The sequence below is a fragment of the Streptococcus sp. CF10-1 genome (assembly GCF_024295825.1).
Lineage (GTDB): Bacteria > Bacillota > Bacilli > Lactobacillales > Streptococcaceae > Streptococcus.
On record NZ_JANCPQ010000005.1, the window covers coordinates 1 to 16,071 of the forward strand.

Below are 16,071 nucleotides of genomic sequence, written 5' to 3' on the forward strand. Positions count from 1 at the left end.
TCAGTTATAGTGCCCTGCACATTGGTTCGTCTTGTTCAGTTTTCAAAGGTCTTTGTCACTCATTCTCTCTCGAGCGACAACTATATTAGTATATCACAGCTACCTGCCTCTGTCAACAGATTTTTTAAACTTTTTTCAAGTTTTTTTAACCGCAATACACCATAGTCCGTACGGGATTCGAACCCGTGTTACCGCCGTGAAAAGGCGGTGTCTTAACCCCTTGACCAACGGACCTGAGCTTTTCGACTCTTTCTATTATACCTACTTTTTTACCTTTGTCAAGAACTTTTTTCAGTGAAGTTGATTTTTTCTTTTCTTCACTAACTTAACCACTGCTTCTGTTCGTGCAGTGTGGGGAAACATATCGACCGACTGGATATACTGAAGATCATAGACTTTTACTAGTTTAACCAAATCTCGTGCCAAGGTCGAAACATTGCAGGATACATAGACCATTTTTTCTGGAACATAGGTCAGAATGGTTTCCAACAGCTTATCATCTAAGCCTGTACGAGGAGGGTCGACTATCAGGGCATCCGCTCGGTAGCCTTCTTTATACCAGCGTGGAATAATCTCTTCAGCTGTTCCAGCTTCGTAATGGGTATTGTCAAATCCCATTTTTTGAGCATTTCTCTTGGCATCTTCTATAGCTTCTGGAATAATATCCATTCCTCTGAGACTCTTGACCTTCTTTGCGAAGGCAAATCCGATCGTCCCAACACCACAATAGGCATCGATCAGATGATCCTCTTCGCTAACCTCCAGAGCCTTAACTGCTTCACTATAGAGAATTTCTGTCTGCTCAGGATTAAGCTGATAAAAAGCTCGGGGCGAGAGAGAAAACTCATAGTCCAGTACTCCTTCTTGAATACTCTCTTGGCCCCAGATAATTTCCGTCTTTTCACCATAGATTTCACTTGTTTTTGCTGTATTTGTATTGACAGCAACCGTGACGACTTCTGGAAAATCTTTAACTAAGTCTTTTACCAGCTGGGTTAAATCAAGCTGACGATTCGTAACAATGATTATCTGAACTTGCCCCGTTTTTCTTGCTCGACGTACCATGATAGTGCGCACACCGAGCGTTTTTCTCTCATCGGTGATGGGGATTTGATGGTAAGTAAGAAGTTCAGCTAGGCGATTCGCAATCACTTGGGTTTCCTTATCTTGCACCAAACAGTCTTTCAACTCTACGAGATAATGAGAGTTTTGTGCATACAAACCTGCCTTGACCTGATTTTTAAATTTCCGAGTCTGGAATTGAAGCTTAGCACGGTAGTACTTTGGTTCCTGCATTCCGATAGTTGGACGGATTTCATAGTTTTCATATCCCGCAGGGGCAAATTTTTTCAAGGCTTGGTGGAGCAAATCTGTTTTAAACTCTAACTGTTTATCATAGTGAAGGTGCATGATTTGACAACCACCACATTCATTATAAAACGTACATGCTGGTACAACTCGAAACTTGGACTTTTTATTTACTTTGAGTAATTTTGCTTCAACAAAGTTGCGTTTAATAGAAGTAATCTGACAATAGATATCTTCTCCCTTGAGGGCACCTGGCACAAAAACGAGGGTTTTCTGGTAAAAACCGATTCCCTCACCATTGATGCCCATACGCTTAATTTTTAATGGAATTTTTTGTTTGACTTTTAGATTCATAAGTCTATTATACCACGTAGTTTCTCAATGGTTAAGAATATGTTACAATAAAACCATGAATACAAAGACATCTCATTTTTCCCCATTGGATTTTCCTGAGCAATTACGAACTTATATAGAGGGAGCAACCCTTTCTGACAGCTCTTCTCATTCAGGCGCAACGGTTCTCTATCTTGATTCAGGTTACTATTTGAAAATTGATCAAAAGAGAAGATTAGAGCGAGAAGCTGACATTGCAAGGTGGTTTGAAGCCAAAGGACTGGGAACTCCAGTTATCGACTACTTATCTACAGATAAAGATTACCTTTTAACAAAAGAAGCGTCTGGCAAAGATGCCCTTGCCTTTCTGGATCAGCCAGAAGCAATTTGCCGAACCATGGCACATGCCCTTAAAAAACTTCACAACTTACTCCCACACAATTTTCCATCAGAAAATCATTTACAAACCTATAAAGATAGAGCTTTGAAAAACTATGAAAAAGGCGAGTTCTATGCCAAGGCCCTCCTACCCCAATTTCAGATTAATAGTCGCGAAGAGGCCTTTCAACTCATCCAAGAACAAGGACATCTTTTAAAGACTGATGCCTTTATTCACGGTGATGCCTGTCTACCAAACTTTATTCTAAAAGATGCTAGCCGTTTCTCTTGCTTTATTGATCTGGGCTTGGCTGATTTTAGTGATCGTCATATCGATCTTTTTTGGGCAGTTTGGTCTCTAAACTATAACCTAGATAACCCTAAATACGCTGAACTGTTTCTTGACTATTACGGCAGAGAAGAGGTCGACACAAACAAACTTCAGCTCGTTGCTGCCTTTGAAGCATTTGGATAAAAGGTAAACCATGAAAATCACAAAACTTGAAAAGAAAAAACGCCTCTACCTGATGGAGCTAGATCATCAGCAAACCTCTTATATCACGGAAGATACTATTGTCCGTTTTATGCTGTCTCGAGATAAGGTCATTAGCAAAGAGGAACTGACCAAGATACAGGGCTTTGCTCAGTTTTCTTATGGTAAGAATCTCGCCCTCTACCATTTATCCTTCAAGGCTCGTACTGAAAAGGAAGTTCGTGAGTATCTGAAAAAGTATGATCTTGAAGAAACAATCACTAGTCAAGTTATCGCTAACCTTAAAGAAGACAACTGGATAAATGATCGTCAGTATGCCTATTCTATCATCAATGCAAATCAACTTTCTGGAGATAAGGGACCCTATGTGCTAGCTCAAAAACTGTCTCAAAAAGGGATTGTCAAATCAACGATTGAAGAGGTTTTAAAGGATTTTGATTTTTCAGAGGTTGCTCAACGTGTGGCGGAGAAACTTCTTAAAAAATACATGGGAAAGCTTCCCGCTCGTGCCTTGCAGGATAAGATCATTCAAAGCTTGACGAACAAAGGCTTCTCCTATTCTGATGCTAAAAATGCTTTTGATGACTTGGATAGTCAAGTCGGCCAAGAAACGACTCAAGAACTCATTTTTAAAGAGCTAGACAAACAATATGCTAAGTATGCTCGAAAGTATGAAGGATACGAACTTAAACAGCGTTTAACCCAAGTTTTAGCTAGAAAAGGCTATGATTTTTCGGATATAGCCAGCGCTCTCAGAGAATATCTTTAACATTTTCAGGTAAAATTCAAAAAAATTAGACCAATTTATGATATAATAGTAGACGATAAACTTATAAATTGTAGAAAGTTGGTTAGTTATGAAACTTCCAAAAGAAGGCGACTTTATTACAATTCAAAGTTATAAGCATGATGGGAGTCTTCACCGTACTTGGCGAGACACCATGGTACTAAAAACAACAGAGAACGCCATTATCGGCGTCAACGACCACACACTTGTTACCGAAAGTGACGGTCGTCGTTGGGTGACTCGAGAACCGGCTATTGTTTACTTTCACAAAAAATATTGGTTTAATATCATTGCTATGATTCGCGATAATGGGATTTCCTACTATTGCAATATGGCCAGCCCCTACTATCTAGATGAGGAAGCCCTGAAATACATTGATTATGATTTGGATGTCAAGGTCTTCACTGATGGTGAAAAGCGTCTCTTGGACGTTGAAGAGTATGAGCGCCATAAACGCAAAATGAAGTATTCTGATGATTTAGACTATATTTTGAAAGAGCATGTTAAAATCCTTGTTGATTGGATCAACAATGGACGCGGTCCTTTCTCAGAGGCCTATGTCAACATTTGGTACAAACGCTACATAGAACTAAAGAATCGGTAAAGTTGTCAAGCCGGGGTGAGAGCCCTGGTTTTTTTATTTGAAAAACCCAGCTTTTCGGCTGGGTTGATTTCTATATATCTAATTTAGTCACAGTAAACTTGATGTGGGAATAGTCTTTTTCAACATCCTTATCCAACAAGAAAGCCGTGGCATCCTTCTTAACCTGAACAAGGTCAATGTTCTGAGCTTGAGCCGCATAGACGCATCCACAATAACATTGACGATAAATATCATACTCCTCGCACATCTCCACTGAACGTTTGTAGCCTTGATTTTTCTTGAAATCACTTGGAAGATAGTGGGTTGTGTAAATCTTTTGCACATCAATTCCGATGCTGTTGATGGTTTGAGAATTCTTATGAGGACTGATGGTCAATGCTGAACCAAAGTAGTCAAAGCCCAAGTCCATAGCTACCTGTGCTGTTTTGTCCAAACGGTAGTCAAAACAAACCTTGCAACGGTCACCACCTTCGGGTTCTTCTTCTAGTCCTCTAACTAACTTCCGGTATTCATTTGGTTCGTAGGGAGCTTCAAGATACTGAACCGTATTGCCTGTTCGCTCATTGAAATCACTGACAAATTTCTTGGTGACGTAAGCCCGCTTGTGGTATTCTGCCTTGGGATGGATGTTAGAATTGGCAAAATAGATGGTCACATCCGCGTACTTAGTCAGATACTCTAGGGTGTAGGTACTACAAGGAGCACAGCAAACATGCATGAGAATAGTGGGACGTTGCTCATTTTTCTCCCAAACCTGAACCATTTTCTGCATGACACGGTCATAATTAATCTTCTGATTGGGATTCATCTTGCTCAGAATTTCTTCTACATCGATCATGTTCTTCTCCTTTTTCTAGTCTTATTTTATCATATAAGTTAAGAGAGCTCAAATCTATTTAGAAGAGATTATCATAAAAAGAAGGGATATGCATTCCCTTCTTTGGTTTTTTTATAAGTTAATTTTACATCATCCCGCCCATCATGCTTGGATCCATGGCTGGAGCTGGGGCAACTGGTTCTGGTTTATTGGCTACGACTGCTTCTGTTGTCAAGATCAAGCTGGCTACAGAGGCTGCATTTTGAAGGGCAGAACGACTAACCTTAACTGGGTCAATGATTCCTTCTTCAATCATATTAACCCACTCGCCAGTTGCTGCGTTGAAGCCTGTACCAACTTCAGCATTCTTCAAGCGGTCAATAACAATAGAACCTTCGAATCCTGCATTGTGGGCGATTTGACGAACAGGTTCTTCCAAGGCGCGGAGAACAATGTTGCGTCCTGTCGCTTCATCTCCTGTCAATTCCAAATCAGCTACGGCTGGAATGACATTGGCAAGAACAGTTCCACCACCTGCAACGATGCCTTCTTCAACTGCTGCACGAGTAGCGTTGAGGGCATCTTCGATGCGGAGTTTCATTTCTTTCAACTCAGTTTCAGTTGCAGCTCCGACCTTGATGACTGCGACACCACCTGACAATTTTGCCAAGCGTTCTTGCAATTTTTCACGGTCGAATTCAGAAGTTGTGGTTTCGATTTGTGACTTGATAACCGCAACACGGTGGGAAATGGCTTCAGGATTTCCAGCACCTTCTACGATAACCGTGCTGTCTTTGTCCACAGTTACTCTCGCTGCTTGACCTAGCGCCTCAATAGTAGCGTCTTTCAACTCAAGACCAAGATCTTCTGTGATGACAGTTCCACCTGTCAAGATAGCGATGTCTTCTAACATAGCCTTACGACGGTCACCAAAGCCAGGGGCCTTGACAGCTACGACATTGAAGGTTCCACGAATCTTGTTCAATACAAGAGTTGGCAGAGCTTCGCCATCCACATCATCTGCAATAATCAAGAGAGGACGATTGCTTTGGAGAATGCTTTCTAGAAGTGGCAAGATTTCTTGGATATTGGAGATCTTCTTGTCTGTAATCAAGATGTATGGATTTTCAAGGTCAGCCACCATCTTTTCGCTATCTGTCACCATGTACTGTGATAGATAACCACGGTCAAACTGCATTCCTTCAACAACTTCAAGCTCTGTTTCCATACCACGTGATTCTTCAATAGTGATGACACCGTCTTTGCCAACTTTTTCCATGGCTTCAGAGATGTATTCGCCGACTTTTTCAGAACGAGAAGATACAGCGGCAACCTGAGCGATGGCTTCTTTATTGGCAACTGGAATGGCATTGTTTTTCAAGGCTTCTACAGCTGCGGCAACTGCTGCTTCAATCCCACGACGGATACCGATTGGGTTGGCACCCGCAGTGACGTTTTTGATTCCTTCGCGGACGATAGCTTGAGTCAAGACTGTTGCAGTTGTCGTTCCGTCACCTGCGATATCATTGGTTTTTGAAGCTACTTCTGATACCAATTTGGCACCCATATTTTCAAAATGGTCTTCCAATTCGATTTCTTTGGCAATGGTCACACCGTCATTGGTAATCAATGGTGAGCCAAATGATTTTTCAAGAACGACATTCCGACCTTTTGGTCCTAAGGTTACTTTAACAGTGTCTGCTAGGATATCGACACCACGGACCATCGCTGAACGAGCATCAGATGAAAATTTAATTTCTTTTGACATACTTACTTTCTCCTTCTATTCTTCAATGATAGCCAAAATGTTAGCTTCGCCAACGATGATATACTTTTCATCGCCATCTTTGATATCAAGACCTGCATGGGCTTCAACTAAGACACGGTCTCCAGGCTTCACGCTTGGAGCTACCAAGTCACCGTTCAAGGTACGAACACCTTGTCCAGTAGCTATAACTTGGGCTGTTTTTGTTTTTTCTTGGGCTGAGCCTGCAAGGACAAAGCCTCCAACAGTTTGTTCTTTTTCTTCGATTTTCAAGACCACACGGTCTCCTAATGGTTTCAACATCTGTTTTCCTCCATGATGAGATACATATTATTAGCACTCTTTGTATATGAGTGCTAATTCATAATTCTATTGTATCACTTGGTCAGAAATAGTCAAGAAAAAAGTCTGACTTTCTCAAGATAAAAAGCCTGAGATTGACTCAGGCTTTTCTATGCTTAAAATGGCAATTCCTCCTCTTCCAAGACCAAGTCTGCCAAATCCTGTCCAGCGTTATTTTCACGCATGGCTCGTTGGGCACGACTTTCCAAAAGTTGGAATCCTGTCACAAGAACTTCAGTCACATAGTTCATCTGGCCATTTTTCTCAAAGCGACGGGTACGAAGTTCTCCATCCACAGAGATAAGACTACCTTTAGTTGCGTAGCTTGCCAAGGTTTCAGCCAATTTTCCCCAAAGAACAAGATTGACAAAGTCAGCTTCGCGTTCCCCATTCTGGTCTTTGTAACGACGGTTCACAGCGATCGTTGCGCGCGCTACTGACTTGTCATTGTTGGTTTTGTGCAATTCTGGTGTAGACGTTAAACGTCCAATAAGAATAACTTTATTATACATATTTTCTTCCTCCTACTTATCTATTCGCAGGGAATCAAAAAAAGTTACAGAAATTTGTAACTTTTCGAGAAAATTTTTTATTTTTTATGAACCATGAAACCTGTCGCCTGTTGATTGGCCATAATAGTCATATCTGTAATCTGCACACGGCGAGGCTGACTGGTCACATAGACAACTGTATCTGCAATATCTTGAGCTTGCAAGGCCTCAATTCCCTGATAGACGGTGGCAGCACGCTCTTTGTCACCATGGAAACGTACCGCAGAAAAATCTGTTTCGACAATCCCTGGCCGAATGGTGGTCACCTTGATATTCGTTGCAATGGTATCAATTCGCAGACCATCTGAAAAAGTCTTAACTGCAGCCTTGGTTGCTGAGTAAACAGCTGCACCCGCATAGGCGTAGATTCCTGCGGTCGACCCCATGTTAATGATATGACCCTGATTGACTTTTACCATTGCTGGCAAGAAACAGCGAGTGACCGCCATCAAACCTTTAACATTGGTATCCAACATAGTCAGCATATCCAATTCTTCATAGTCTTGATAGGGAGCCAAGCCAAGAGCTAGTCCAGCGTTATTGACCAATATATCAATCTGCCCTATCGTTTCCAAAATATCGGAGCAGACAGTCTTGACCATGGTCATATCCGTGACATCCAGTGGAAGGATCCAAACTGTTTGATTTGGAAAAGTTTCTGCAAACTCTGACTTGAGAGTCTCTAGTCTGTCTGTCCGTCGCCCTGTTAGAACGACATTCTCCCCCTGCTCCAGATAAGCACGCGCAATCGCTTCACCAATTCCAGAGGTCGCTCCTGTAATCACTACATTTTTCGCCATCTTATCCCCCTCTATCTGGTCTATCAAATACCGACAATTTCCTAGGCCGTCCAGTGTTTGGCTGGGTCAAATGGAGTTCCGACAACTTGGTCTTCTGATAATTCAATAACCCCACATTTTTGCGGAGCATTCGGCAAGGCAAGTTCACGAGGGCTGCACATCATACCAAAACTCTTTTCACCGCGAAGTTCGCCTGGGAAAATGAGATTGCCTTTTGGCATCATAGCTCCCTGAAGAGCTACAATGGTTTTCAAACCGACACGCGCATTGGGAGCCCCTGCAACGATTTGTACCGTCTTGTCACTAGATACTGCTACTTGGCAGATATTGAGGTGGTCACTATCTGGATGTGCTACCATCTCGACAATTTCACCGACAACAAACTTAGGTTCTTTGTCATTGACAATCTCTTCTGCAAAGCCTTCCGCTCGCAATTCTTGGTTCAAACGTTCTACTTGTTCATCTGTCAAAAAGACTTGACCACGCTCTGCAATTTCAAACAAACTTGAAATTTCGAAAATATTCCAAGCTACTGTTTCTCCATTTTCTTTGAGGAAAACACGGGCAATATTGCCTTTGCGCTCCACATCTAGTTTGGCATCTCCGCTGTTTTTCACGATGATCATAAGGACATCGCCAACATGCTCTTTATTATATGTAAAAATCATTCTTTCCTTTTCTCCTATTTCAGTTCTGCTAAAAAGTCGTTAATTTGTTGCTTGCTTTTACGGTCGCGATTGACAAATCGGCCGATTTCCTTGTCCTTTTCTAGCACAACAAGGCTAGGAATCCCGTACACATCCCAGAGTTTGGCTAGATCCAGATACTGGTCTCGGTCCACTCGAATAAAGGTGAACTCTGGATTTGTCTCCTCAATCTCTGGCAAGGCAGGATAGATATAACGACAATCGCCACACCAGTCCGCCACAAAAAGAAAGACCTTCTTGCCATCTTGCTCGACAAAACCTGCTAGTTCTTCTATACTACTAGGAATTATCATAAGACTTCCTCCTCATAGACCATGTCTTCATTTTCATAGACAAAGGTATAGTGACGACCATCCTCGAAAATGACTCCTCCGACAAGTCGCTCTAGACTACTTTCGTAGACTTGAACATAGAGAGTCGCAATCTCACCCATATCTGAGAAAAGTTCGCGCACGATAGCGGTCAACTCTTCCTGAGTCTTCATGAGCTTGTGATTATCTGCTGCTTTTTTAGCCCCCAAAGCAAGGGCACTTAGACCAGCCACAGTCAAGCCAGTCATCCATAATTTCTTAGCTTTCATACCATTCATTGTAACACAAAAAGGGCTCTAGGACAAATAGGGAAGCCGTATACGAGCAAGGAAAATCTCTTCCCTCAGTGAGTCTAATTCTTATTGCCAAGCGCCTGAGTTCCTGAATGAATTAAAAAACCTCTGAGATTCTTCTCAAAGGCTCTGATTTTGCTAATTACTGTTCTCAACTGCTGCAGTAACAAAGGCAGTGTAGAGTTCTTCTGGACGGTTTGGACGACTGGAAAGTTCAGGGTGATACTGACAAGCCACAAAGAATTTATTTTCAGGAATTTCCACGATTTCTACCAAACGATTGTCTGGAGAAACTCCTGAGAAGACAAATCCTGCTGCTTTAAACTGTTCACGAAAGGCGTTGTTAAACTCATAACGGTGACGGTGACGGCGTTGCACCACTTCTTGATTATGGTAAGCAGCCGCTGCTTTAGAACCACGTTTTAACTTAGACGGATAAAGTCCCAAACGAAGGGTTCCACCCATATCCTCAACATCAACCTGGTCACGCATAATATCAATGATAGGGTATTTTGTATCAGAATCAAGCTCTGCAGAATTGGCACCTTCAAGCCCTAAAACGTGACGAGCAAACTCGATACAAGTCAACTGCATTCCCAAGCAGACTCCCAACATTGGAACATCATTTTCACGCGCATAGCGAATGGCTTGGATTTTCCCTTCCGTACCACGTTGGCCAAAACCTCCTGGTACGATGATTCCGTCCGCATCAGACAAGAGCTCTGCTACATTCTCTGCTGTCACATCATTGGCATTGATCCAATTAATCTTCACTTCTGCGTCGTTGGCATACCCAGAGTGTTTCAAGGCTTCAACCACTGAGATGTAGGCATCTTGCAACTCCACATACTTACCGACAAGGGAAATTTTAACTTGTTTTTTCAGGTTCATGACCTTGTCCACCATAGCTGACCACTCCGTCATATCCGCTGCTGGTGCATCTAATTTCAAATGGTCACAGACAATTTGGTCCATGCCTTGCGCCTGCAAGTTCAATGGAATTTGGTAAAGGTGCTCGACATCCAAAGACTCGATAACAGCTTCTGGAGCCACGTCACAAAACTGAGCTAGTTTATTTTTAATTCCTTGACCAGCTGGTTTTTCTGTACGAATAACCAACATATTTGGCTGGATTCCCAATCCACGCAATTCTTTTACAGAGTGCTGGGTTGGTTTGGTCTTCATTTCACCAGCAGCCTTGAGGTAAGGAAGCAAGGTTGTATGGATGTACATGACATTATCTGCACCCACATCTGCCTTCATCTGACGAAGGGCCTCTAGGAATGGCAAGGACTCGATATCCCCAACGGTTCCACCAACCTCTGTGATAATGACATCCGAGTCGGTCGTGACAGCGGCACGCTTGATTTTTTCTTTCAAAGCATCTGTGATATGAGGAATGACTTGAACAGTTGCCCCAAGGTATTCTCCACGGCGCTCCTTACGAAGAACTTCACTGTAAATTTTCCCAGTTGTCACGTTGGAATATTTGTTTAAATTAATATCGATGAAACGTTCATAGTGACCCAAGTCCAAATCTGTCTCAGCCCCATCATCAGTCACAAAGACTTCCCCGTGCTGGTAAGGACTCATGGTTCCCGGATCGATATTGATATAAGGGTCAAACTTCTGAATGGTTACTTTGAGACCACGATTTTTCAAGAGACGCCCCAGACTTGCTGCGACAATCCCTTTCCCAATAGACGACACCACACCACCAGTTACAAAAATATATTTCGTAGACATAGATTCCTCTTTCTAAAATGCTCAAGACCTTGTTAACTACGAGGGGAGATCGAAAACAAGACCCTTATGAATAACGACTTTTCAAGAAAACTTCCTGAAAAACAAAAATAGCTCCCTAGTAACTAGGGAGCCCCGACCTCTAAAAGAGGTGCCCGAACAATATGATACCTCAAAGCAGAACATTTGTCAACCCGAATTGGTAAACGATGAAAAAAGGAGATTGTTTTCAGAAAACCGACTAAAAATCCACATCCAAACGGATGATCTGCTCAAGGAATAAAAAAGGAGATCAGGCGATCTCCTCTGTGAAGTCTTCTACTCTTCTTCACTTGTTTCAGCGTCATCGTCAGAAAATTCGTCGTTTTCTTCGTTGAGATCCACGTCTTCACCCAAGTCATCAGGGGCGATTTCGTTGATTTCTGCATCGTAAGCTTCCACTTCATTTTTCTCATCATCTGGATTTTCATCATCATATGAAAGAGCTGGGTCTGCTTCGTATGCATCTTCATCCTCTGGATCATCTGCATTGTAGTCAATGGCATCTGAATCACCATCCATGAAGGCATTGACACGTTTTTTCTTAGCTTTTGGTGCCACTTCATCGTCGTCACTTTCTTCAAGAGCGATGATTTCTTCGTCGATTTCGTCCACACCATACCATGAACGAAGACCCCATTTGTTGTCTCCAAGTGAGATGAAGCTACCGTCAAAGTTCAACTCTGTGTAGAACAAAGGCAAAGCTTCGCGGATATCGCTGTTTGATGTTCCAAGGTAGTTTTGAATTTCATTTACAAGATCGCTAAAATGCATCTCATGATCGCGACCACGAAGTTCCAAGATAGCACGCGCCACCTCAATCATAGATAGTTCACTTTTTTCTTGCCCAGCAAATACTTCTAATTCCAAAGCGTTTCTCCTCATTTTTACTACTATCGCCAGAGCGAACAGACTCTGACCTCATTTTATCATGTACTCTTTATTGTACGATAATTTTGCGGAATAGTCAAAGGTTAAATGGGAGAAAGTGACAGGACTTTTTATTTCTTTGCTACCCAGCCAATTGTGTCGATGGGTGGAGTTTTAAGAACAAATTGACTGAGTTTACTGTGTAGTAAGTTGATTTCTAAAATATTAATCTTTCTAATACGGCATAAAGGATAATTTAAAAATAGAAAATCTAATTTATAAAGCAATTACGGCTAATTTTATATTTTTCAATCTTTTATTCACGACTATCATATTCATTAGTAAGTATTATTTAATTATACTAATACCAAAAGAAATTCATAAAATAATAGTTTCTTATTATCTAAATACCATTTTTACTATAAAAATAAGTATTGGAGCAATAACTGTACTTATGGAAGAGAGAGAATTGACAAGTTTTGTTTGTATTTTAGAATCGTATACTGAAATTAAACTATGTAATCTTACAATCAAAATATTTAAACTAAAGAATAATGGGAATAGAACAACCAAGGCAACAATTATAGAAATAAATACTGAGAGACTAGATAAAATAATAGGATACTTCAAAAACTGTATAAAACCTTGCTTAATCTCTGAATAAGTAAATAAATATAAAAAGATAGCTACTGTAAATCCTAAAATATTGATAATGTTTTGCTTATCTAGTAAATACTTAATAACTACTAAAACAATATAGATTAAAATCATTAACAACATTTGCTTTAAAGTTGTATCAAACGATAAAACTAGATTATTCTTTATTATATTTACTTCCAAAATCGAGGATATATTTTTAAAATTACTTGAAATGTTATTAATTATATTGAAAATAAAAACAACTAAAATAATCCAAAGAGATGCTTTGTATAACTTGTTTGATAAAAATTTTTTATCTTCTAATCTCTCCTTCTCAAATTTTTCAAGTTCATTCTTTAATTCTATATTTATGGTCTGTGGGTTATTAATTTGTATATAACCATTTTGAATACTTACGTCCTTGAAATCAAAATTTGAATTATTTTGATAATTGTAATTAGATACAATTGATTCTATCTGTTTCTTATCAGTAAAGTCACTTTTTATTTGCCATAAAAATGATAAAACAGGTATCCCGTATGTAATAAAACCGGCCAATATTTCTACTACATTTTTAAGATTCATTTAAATTTTTCTCCTTTTTCTAAAAAATACATGTTGCCAGCTTTATCCCACCAGTTTCTTCATCTCATCAATACGTGCGACGGTCGCGTCGTATTTAGCTTGGTAGTCGGCTTGTTTGTCGCGTTCTTTTTGGACGACTTCTGGTTTGGCATTGGCTACGAAGCGTTCGTTAGAGAGTTTCTTGCCTACCATGTCCAGTTCTTTTTGCCATTTAGCGAGTTCCTTGTCGAGACGAGCGAGTTCTTCTTCTACATTAAGGAGGTCTGCCAGTGGCAAGTAAATTTCTGCTCCTGTGATGACGCTTGACATTGCGAGTTCAGATGCAGGGATAGTTGATGCGATTTCCAAGTGTTCTGGATTTGTAAAGCGTTTGATGTAGTTGACATTGCTGTTAAAGAAGGCTTCCAATTCGCTATCGCTTGTCTTAACAAGGATAGTGATAGGCTTGCTTGGAGCAACGTTTACTTCCGCACGCGCATTACGAACAGCACGAATCAAGTCTTTGAGGCTTTCCACACCAGTGTGAGCCGCAGGGTCTTCAAAGACTGGGTTGACAGTTGGGTATTCCGCTGTAACGATAGATCCTTCTGAGATTTGTCCAAAGATTTCCTCTGTCACGAATGGCATGATTGGGTGAAGGAGACGAAGGATCTTGTCCAAAGTATAAAGGAGAACAGAACGTGTGATGACTTTCTCTTCTTCATTATCGCTGTAAAGGACTTCCTTGGTCAACTCAACGTACCAGTCCGCAAACTCGTCCCAGATGAAGTTGTAGAGGATGTGTCCAGCTACCCCAAACTCAAACTTGTCAAAGTTTTCAGTAACTTTGCCGATGGTTTCATTGAGGTTGTGGAGAATCCAGCGGTCAGTAACGTTTCCAGCTTCCTTGTTAACAACTTTTTCGACATTGGCACTTGCTTGCTCAAGGGTCAAGCCTTCATTGTTCATGAGGATGTAGCGAGAGATGTTCCAGATCTTGTTAATGAAGTTCCATGAAGCATCCATTTTCTCGTAAGAGAAGCGCACGTCTTGACCTGGTGCAGAACCGTTTGAAAGGAACCAACGAAGGCTATCTGTTCCGTACTTATCAATAACATCCATTGGATCAATCCCGTTACCGAGAGATTTCGACATCTTGCGTCCTTGTTCATCACGAATGAGACCATGAATCAAGGCGTTTTTGAATGGCGACTTGCCAGTAAATTCCAAACCTTGGAAAATCATCCGAGACACCCAGAACGGAATAATATCATAACCAGTCACCAAAGTTGATGTTGGATAATAACGTTTAAAGTCTTCTGAGTCGACATCAGGCCAGCCCATAGTTGAGAATGGCCAAAGGGCAGAACTGAACCAAGTATCCAAGACGTCTTCGTCTTGAGTCCATCCGTCACCCTCTGGAGCTTCTTCGCCGACGTACATTTCGCCCTCAGCATTGTACCAAGCAGGGATTTGGTGCCCCCACCAGAGCTGACGAGAGATTACCCAGTCATGGACATTTTCCATCCATTGAAGGAAGGTATCGTTGAAACGAGGTGGGTAAAATTCCACCTTGTCCTCTGTATCTTGGTTGGCAATGGCATTCTTAGCCAATTGGTCCATCTTGACGAACCATTGCGTAGACAAGCGTGGCTCAACCACAACACCTGTACGCTCTGAGTGACCAACACTGTGAACACGTTTTTCGATTTTAACGAGGGCACCGATTTCTTCCAACTTAGCAACGACTGCCTTACGAGCTTCAAAACGGTCCATGCCTGCAAATTCAAAGGCCAAGTCATTCATAGTTCCGTCGTCGTTCATGACGTTGACTTGTGGCAAGTTATGACGTTGACCAACCAAGAAGTCGTTTGGATCATGGGCAGGCGTGATTTTCACGACACCCGTACCAAACTCAGGATCTGCGTGTTCGTCTCCAACAATCGGAATCAATTTATTAGCGATTGGAAGAATGACGTTTTTACCAATCAAGTCCTTGTAGCGTGGGTCTTCTGGATTGACCGCAACCGCAACGTCCCCAAACATGGTCTCAGGACGAGTGGTCGCCACTTCAAGGGCGCGTGAGCCATCTTCCAGCATGTAGTTCATGTGGTAGAAGGCACCTTCGACGTCCTTGTGGATAACCTCGATATCAGAAAGAGCTGTGCGAGCTGCTGGGTCCCAGTTGATGATAAACTCACCACGGTAGATCCAGCCTTTCTTGTAAAGGTCCACAAAGACCTTGCGAACGGCTTTTGACAAACCTTCGTCAAGGGTGAAACGCTCACGAGAGTAGTCTACAGAGAGCCCCATCTTGCCCCATTGTTCCTTGATGGTAGTGGCATATTCGTCTTTCCATTCCCAGACTTTATCTAGGAATTTTTCACGACCGAGGTCATAACGGCTGATGCCCTCACCACGCAAGCGCTCCTCAACCTTAGCCTGAGTCGCAATCCCCGCATGGTCCATCCCTGGAAGCCAGAGCGTATCGAAACCTTGCATGCGTTTTTGACGGATGATGATATCCTGAAGAGTTGTATCCCAAGCGTGACCAAGGTGAAGTTTCCCAGTTACGTTTGGTGGTGGAATGACGATTGAATAAGGCTTAGCCTTTTGATCGCCTGAAGGCTTGAAAACATCCGCATCAAGCCATTTTTGGTAACGACCAGCCTCAACCTCGGCTGGATTGTATTTAGGTGAAAGTTGTTTAGACATGTGTTTGTCCTT

At 41.7% G+C, this 16,071-nt stretch carries 16 protein-coding genes and 1 tRNA gene; 3 read left to right on the forward strand and 14 right to left on the reverse strand.

Annotated features, from left to right (window positions below; translation table 11 throughout):
• Positions 1–162: 162 nt before the first annotated feature.
• Positions 163–234, reverse strand: a tRNA-Glu gene (locus NMM25_RS07050).
• Positions 235–291: 57 nt separating this feature from the next.
• Positions 292–1,662 (reverse strand): 23S rRNA (uracil(1939)-C(5))-methyltransferase RlmD, encoded by a 1,371-nt coding sequence (rlmD, locus tag NMM25_RS07055; RefSeq protein WP_254736392.1) that lies wholly within the window; start codon positions 1,660–1,662, stop codon positions 292–294.
• Positions 1,663–1,717: 55 nt separating this feature from the next.
• Here rlmD and NMM25_RS07060 point away from each other — a divergent pair, with 55 nt between their 5' ends.
• The 3 genes from NMM25_RS07060 to NMM25_RS07070 all read left to right on the forward strand — a co-directional run bounded on the left by NMM25_RS07060 (position 1,718) and on the right by NMM25_RS07070 (position 3,903).
• Positions 1,718–2,494, forward strand: a complete 777-nt coding sequence (locus NMM25_RS07060; RefSeq protein WP_045591764.1) for an aminoglycoside 3'-phosphotransferase — start codon at positions 1,718–1,720, stop codon at positions 2,492–2,494.
• Positions 2,495–2,504: 10 nt separating this feature from the next.
• Positions 2,505–3,281 carry a recombination regulator RecX gene (gene recX, locus NMM25_RS07065; RefSeq protein ID WP_254736393.1) on the forward strand — a complete coding sequence of 259 codons (777 nt, stop codon included), beginning with the start codon at positions 2,505–2,507 and terminating at the stop codon, positions 3,279–3,281.
• Between the two features lie 88 nt (positions 3,282–3,369).
• Positions 3,370–3,903: a DUF402 domain-containing protein gene (locus NMM25_RS07070; protein WP_000775318.1), complete on the forward strand. Its 534-nt coding sequence runs from the start codon at positions 3,370–3,372 to the stop codon at positions 3,901–3,903.
• Positions 3,904–3,973: 70 nt separating this feature from the next.
• On the opposite strand, the gene NMM25_RS07075 is transcribed toward NMM25_RS07070, so the two are convergent.
• The 12 genes from NMM25_RS07075 to NMM25_RS07130 all read right to left on the reverse strand — a co-directional run bounded on the left by NMM25_RS07075 (position 3,974) and on the right by NMM25_RS07130 (position 16,059).
• On the reverse strand, positions 3,974–4,741 hold the full coding sequence (locus tag NMM25_RS07075) for an epoxyqueuosine reductase QueH (protein WP_000567567.1): 768 nt from the start codon (positions 4,739–4,741) through the stop codon (positions 3,974–3,976).
• Positions 4,742–4,865: 124 nt separating this feature from the next.
• Positions 4,866–6,488: a chaperonin GroEL gene (gene groL, locus NMM25_RS07080; protein ID WP_254736394.1), complete on the reverse strand. Its 1,623-nt coding sequence runs from the start codon at positions 6,486–6,488 to the stop codon at positions 4,866–4,868.
• A 15-nt stretch (positions 6,489–6,503) separates the two neighbouring features.
• Positions 6,504–6,788: a co-chaperone GroES gene (gene groES, locus NMM25_RS07085; protein WP_254736395.1), complete on the reverse strand. Its 285-nt coding sequence runs from the start codon at positions 6,786–6,788 to the stop codon at positions 6,504–6,506.
• 155 nt (positions 6,789–6,943) lie between these two features.
• The gene (locus tag NMM25_RS07090; RefSeq protein WP_000282437.1) at positions 6,944–7,339 is read right to left on the reverse strand and encodes a single-stranded DNA-binding protein; all 396 of its coding nucleotides are present in this window, start codon (positions 7,337–7,339) and stop codon (positions 6,944–6,946) included.
• A 77-nt stretch (positions 7,340–7,416) separates the two neighbouring features.
• A complete protein-coding gene (locus NMM25_RS07095; protein WP_254736396.1) occupies positions 7,417–8,178 on the reverse strand; it encodes an SDR family NAD(P)-dependent oxidoreductase in 762 nt (253 codons plus the stop codon).
• Between the two features lie 41 nt (positions 8,179–8,219).
• Positions 8,220–8,846 (reverse strand): YtpR family tRNA-binding protein, encoded by a 627-nt coding sequence (ytpR, locus tag NMM25_RS07100; protein WP_254736397.1) that lies wholly within the window; start codon positions 8,844–8,846, stop codon positions 8,220–8,222.
• 14 nt (positions 8,847–8,860) lie between these two features.
• Positions 8,861–9,178, reverse strand: a complete 318-nt coding sequence (locus NMM25_RS07105; RefSeq protein ID WP_247946654.1) for a thioredoxin family protein — start codon at positions 9,176–9,178, stop codon at positions 8,861–8,863.
• A complete protein-coding gene (locus NMM25_RS07110; protein WP_033629371.1) occupies positions 9,175–9,474 on the reverse strand; it encodes a DUF4651 domain-containing protein in 300 nt (99 codons plus the stop codon). The genes NMM25_RS07105 and NMM25_RS07110 overlap by 4 nt, the downstream gene beginning before the upstream one ends.
• A gap of 153 nt (positions 9,475–9,627) precedes the next feature.
• Positions 9,628–11,235, reverse strand: coding sequence for a CTP synthase (locus NMM25_RS07115; RefSeq protein WP_254736398.1), 1,608 nt, complete (start codon positions 11,233–11,235; stop codon positions 9,628–9,630).
• Between the two features lie 315 nt (positions 11,236–11,550).
• Positions 11,551–12,141, reverse strand: coding sequence for a DNA-directed RNA polymerase subunit delta (gene rpoE / locus NMM25_RS07120; protein WP_254736399.1), 591 nt, complete (start codon positions 12,139–12,141; stop codon positions 11,551–11,553).
• 399 nt (positions 12,142–12,540) lie between these two features.
• Positions 12,541–13,365 (reverse strand): hypothetical protein, encoded by an 825-nt coding sequence (locus NMM25_RS07125; protein ID WP_254736400.1) that lies wholly within the window; start codon positions 13,363–13,365, stop codon positions 12,541–12,543.
• Between the two features lie 42 nt (positions 13,366–13,407).
• Entirely contained in the window at positions 13,408–16,059 is a 2,652-nt protein-coding gene (locus NMM25_RS07130; protein ID WP_254736401.1) for a valine--tRNA ligase, read from the reverse strand.
• Positions 16,060–16,071: the final 12 nt, after the last annotated feature.

Bases quoted from the DNA above. Each gene is read 5' to 3' on its own strand.
- rlmD (WP_254736392.1), bottom strand. From the start codon at position 1,662: ATGAATCTAAAAGTCAAACAAAAAATTCCATTAAAAATTAAGCGTATG.
- NMM25_RS07060 (WP_045591764.1), top strand. From the start codon at position 1,718: ATGAATACAAAGACATCTCATTTTTCCCCATTGGATTTTCCTGAGCAA.
- recX (WP_254736393.1), top strand. From the start codon at position 2,505: ATGAAAATCACAAAACTTGAAAAGAAAAAACGCCTCTACCTGATGGAG.
- NMM25_RS07070 (WP_000775318.1), top strand. From the start codon at position 3,370: ATGAAACTTCCAAAAGAAGGCGACTTTATTACAATTCAAAGTTATAAG.
- NMM25_RS07075 (WP_000567567.1), bottom strand. From the start codon at position 4,741: ATGATCGATGTAGAAGAAATTCTGAGCAAGATGAATCCCAATCAGAAG.
- groL (WP_254736394.1), bottom strand. From the start codon at position 6,488: ATGTCAAAAGAAATTAAATTTTCATCTGATGCTCGTTCAGCGATGGTC.
- groES (WP_254736395.1), bottom strand. From the start codon at position 6,788: ATGTTGAAACCATTAGGAGACCGTGTGGTCTTGAAAATCGAAGAAAAA.
- NMM25_RS07090 (WP_000282437.1), bottom strand. From the start codon at position 7,339: ATGTATAATAAAGTTATTCTTATTGGACGTTTAACGTCTACACCAGAA.
- NMM25_RS07095 (WP_254736396.1), bottom strand. From the start codon at position 8,178: ATGGCGAAAAATGTAGTGATTACAGGAGCGACCTCTGGAATTGGTGAA.
- ytpR (WP_254736397.1), bottom strand. From the start codon at position 8,846: ATGATTTTTACATATAATAAAGAGCATGTTGGCGATGTCCTTATGATC.
- NMM25_RS07105 (WP_247946654.1), bottom strand. From the start codon at position 9,178: ATGATAATTCCTAGTAGTATAGAAGAACTAGCAGGTTTTGTCGAGCAA.
- NMM25_RS07110 (WP_033629371.1), bottom strand. From the start codon at position 9,474: ATGAATGGTATGAAAGCTAAGAAATTATGGATGACTGGCTTGACTGTG.
- NMM25_RS07115 (WP_254736398.1), bottom strand. From the start codon at position 11,235: ATGTCTACGAAATATATTTTTGTAACTGGTGGTGTGGTGTCGTCTATT.
- NMM25_RS07125 (WP_254736400.1), bottom strand. From the start codon at position 13,365: ATGAATCTTAAAAATGTAGTAGAAATATTGGCCGGTTTTATTACATAC.
- NMM25_RS07130 (WP_254736401.1), bottom strand. From the start codon at position 16,059: ATGTCTAAACAACTTTCACCTAAATACAATCCAGCCGAGGTTGAGGCT.